The organism is Dietzia sp. SYD-A1, assembly GCF_015356725.1.
Lineage (GTDB): Bacteria > Actinomycetota > Actinomycetes > Mycobacteriales > Mycobacteriaceae > Dietzia.
Genome location: NZ_JADDKI010000293.1, coordinates 1 through 3,191 on the forward strand (window position 1 = coordinate 1; position 3,191 = coordinate 3,191).

The 3,191-nt window shown below is 63.7% G+C and carries 3 protein-coding genes; 2 read left to right on the top strand and 1 reads right to left on the bottom strand.

The window, feature by feature from the left end; genetic code table 11:
- Positions 1–326: DUF4872 domain-containing protein (locus tag IY392_RS12255; protein ID WP_194861366.1), on the top strand; the 326-nt coding region annotated here is incomplete at its 5' end.
- Between the two features lie 171 nt (positions 327–497).
- Here the strand turns inward: IY392_RS12255 and IY392_RS12260 are convergent.
- The gene (locus IY392_RS12260) at positions 498–1,184 is read right to left on the bottom strand and encodes a TetR/AcrR family transcriptional regulator (RefSeq protein ID WP_031264630.1); all 687 of its coding nucleotides are present in this window, start codon (positions 1,182–1,184) and stop codon (positions 498–500) included.
- 117 nt (positions 1,185–1,301) lie between these two features.
- Between IY392_RS12260 and IY392_RS12265 the strand changes: the two genes are divergently transcribed.
- A complete protein-coding gene (locus tag IY392_RS12265; protein ID WP_194861367.1) occupies positions 1,302–2,879 on the top strand; it encodes an MFS transporter in 1,578 nt (525 codons plus the stop codon).
- The last annotated feature ends 312 nt before the right edge of the window (positions 2,880–3,191 follow it).

Here is a 3,191-nt window from a genome sequence, read left to right on the forward strand (position 1 = left end):
CCGGAACAGCAGTACCAACTCACCGGACCCGCAGTACCGACAAGCCCTATCTGCCAACCGGTGGCGGCCTGTTCCGAAAGCTGCTCGCTGACGGCTGCGCGGACGTGGCACGTTTGACCGGTGACCTCGCGACCGAAGATCTCGCCGTAGCCGCCAGACACTGTGCACAGACATGGACGGAGGCCGGCCGAGCCGGGATCGAGCACGAGGTCGATGTGCGTACTCGGCTGGAACGTGTGGCTTCGGCGGTTAGCCTCCTGCCCACGCTCGAGCTTCAACTGGCTGAAGCTCTGGAGTCAGCTTCGCGATCGCTTGCAGCAGCCTGACTAATCGGGAAGTCAAAACTGGACGGTAGAAGTTCCGGCCGCACTCAGACTGCAGCGGATGGCTCGCCGCCGCTCGCACCGAAACGACCGGGCTCTAGGGTTGCCTCGCCACCTCCCCGGCGACCTCGGCGATCGAGCGGTCACACCCATCCGACAAGAAGAAGCCCCGATTTAGCGAGATCCGCCGGCGCCAGGGCGGTTCAGGTCGTGGATGGACTCGGCCGGGATGGGTTTGTCTCCCTGCTTGCGGGCAGCAAGAAAATCATCAACAAGTTGCACGCATCCGTCGTGGTCGACCGTGCAGAGCCCAGTAAGGCGAGCGAACACGACGGGACCCAGGAGTTGAACAATCGCGAAGGTGGTGTCGATGTTGCCGAGCTGCGCCTGTACGTCAGGCTGTGTGAGGATGTGGTCAAAAGGCTGCCGGTACTCCTCGATGACTCGACTGCGCAGTGAGGTGATCGCGGCCGAATCGGCAGGATCGCCGCCGACTGATCCGATTGACAGCCAAGCCAGAGTCGTAATGTTCAGCGGCGCCTGGTCAATCAGGTCGGCTTGGGCCGTGAGAAGCGCGATGAGTTGGTCTCGTACCGACCCACTGTCGGCAGAGACCTCGACGCGAGGCAACAGCCGCTCGAAGGTCGCCGCAAGCAACTGGGCGGTCCCGCCGAAATGCCGATAGAGCGTGGCCCGCGCAACCTTTGACATTCGAGTGACCGCCTCGACGGTAACCGCCTCTACACCGCCAGTGCTCAGGAGATGCGTGGCAGCGTCGAGCAATCGTTTTCGTGAGCGCAGCAGTCGCGGATCGAGCTGATCGTCGTCCGTAGCGGGCCGGTCAGCACTCCAGTCGTTCACGCTCTCCCCTTCGGCCGACGGTCACTTCTCGTCCAAGCTAACCTGTCCAGCCAGCCGGATACTGTGATACTACTTGTCTCAGACCAAGACCGACCATCTCACAGCAAGGGGCCGGCGATGCACTCACCCCAACAGACCATCACCGAGTCATCCCGGTGGACCCGAGCCGAATGGTGGATGCTCACGGTGTCGTGCCTAGCCGTGGCGTTGGTGGTCGCGGCCATGGCCGCGCTGTATTCGGCATTACCGGAGATTGCGGTAGAGACTGGAGCGACGCAAGCCCAGCTGACCTGGATCGTCGACGGCTACACGCTGGTACTGGCGTGCCTGGTCCTGCCCGCTGGAGCGATCGGTGACCGCTATGGCAGACGCGCGGTTCTCGTAATAGGCCTGGCGATATTCACCATGGCGTCCGCACTTCCCCTTCTGCTGTCTGACCCGGCCTGGTTGATCGCTGCGCGAGCGATTGCCGGGGCGGGCGCTGCACTGGTAATGCCCTCGACGCTATCGATTCTGACTGCTGGCTTCGCCGCCGTTCATCGCGGCCGAGCAGTAGGTGTGTGGGCTGGAGTCGCCGGCTCCGGAGCAGTGTTAGGCATCCTCGGCGCCGGGGTGCTGCTTGAGCGCTGGTCGTGGGTGTCGGTATTTGTCGGACTGACCGCAGCGGGAGCCCTACTGGCCGCGCTGGCATGCACGATCGCTGAGTCCAGCCAGCATGATCACCCTCCCGTGGACTGGGTGGGCGCGGCGGCAGCTGCAGTCGCGGTTGCGGGAATCGTATTCGCCACGATCGAGTTTCCCGCGCGGGGCTGGGCCGACCCGATCGTTCTCGCCAGCGCCGGGGCCGGTATGTTGGCGACAGCCTTTTTTATCCTGATTGAGCTGCGATCCTCGGCCCCCTTGTTGGATGTTCGGTTGTTCGCCAAGCGCGGCTTCAGCGCCGGCTCGTTGTCGGTGGCCATCCAATTCTTGGTCACTTTCGGGGTATTCCTACTCCTGGTGCAGTACCTGCAACTGATCCTGGGATACGGACCGCTGGACTCGGCGTTGGGATTGGTGCCGATGACGGTCCCCCTGATCGTGATCTCGGTGATCGCCCCCCGACTGTCACAGCGATTTGGACTACGAGTGATGACCGTCGCCGGTCTGGCGACCATCGCAGTTGGCCTGATGCTGGTCAGCCGGATGACCGTCGACGCACGTTACCTCGACCTGCTATGGCCGCTGTTGATCATGAGCGCAGGGCTCGGACTATGCACAGCCCCAGCGACCTACGCGATCATCGCCGAAACTCCGGAGAGCAAACACGGGGTCGCCGCCGCAGTCAACGATGCGGCCCGCGAGATCGGCGCTGCGATGGGGATCGCAGTGGCCGGCAGCGTGCTGGCCGCCGGATACACCCGCCACATCCAACCCGCCCTGCCTCAGTTACCCGAACCTGCCCGCGGTCCGGTCTCCGACTCCCTGGCCGCCGCCCTAGAGATCGCCGCACAAGCCGGACCAATGGCGCAACCATTGGTCGACTACGCCAAAGAGGCATTTGTCAACGGCAGCAGTCAGGCCACACTTACGTTGGCAATCCTCACCGCCGCAGCCGCAGTCTTGCTAGCGATCCTTGCCCCGGGCACTGCTCCGCGTGACCACAAGACCACGGCCAGTTCCACAGCACCGGCACACCGGGACAGCGTCGGATAGGTGGCCCGTCCGGCTTCCGGCTGCACTGACTCGTGCCTGGAGAAACTGCGCAAGGTCAGCAAGAACCGCGGTCCCTCCCGAGTGCCGAATCTCGGCGGTCGAGCTGCTGTGGCTAGCGATACCCACCATCTTCAGGGCGGGGTCAGTGGCTGGTGTGTGGCTTTCGCCGTTATATGGCGGGGTTCTGTCGACGCTCTGTGGCGGCATCTGCTCATGGCGATACACGCGAGCACCGGTCTGGTCACAGATAGCGGCAGACGGTCGTGGTGTCGCATTTGGTGGGGTCGCTGGTGGTGGCACTGTGGTGAAGGT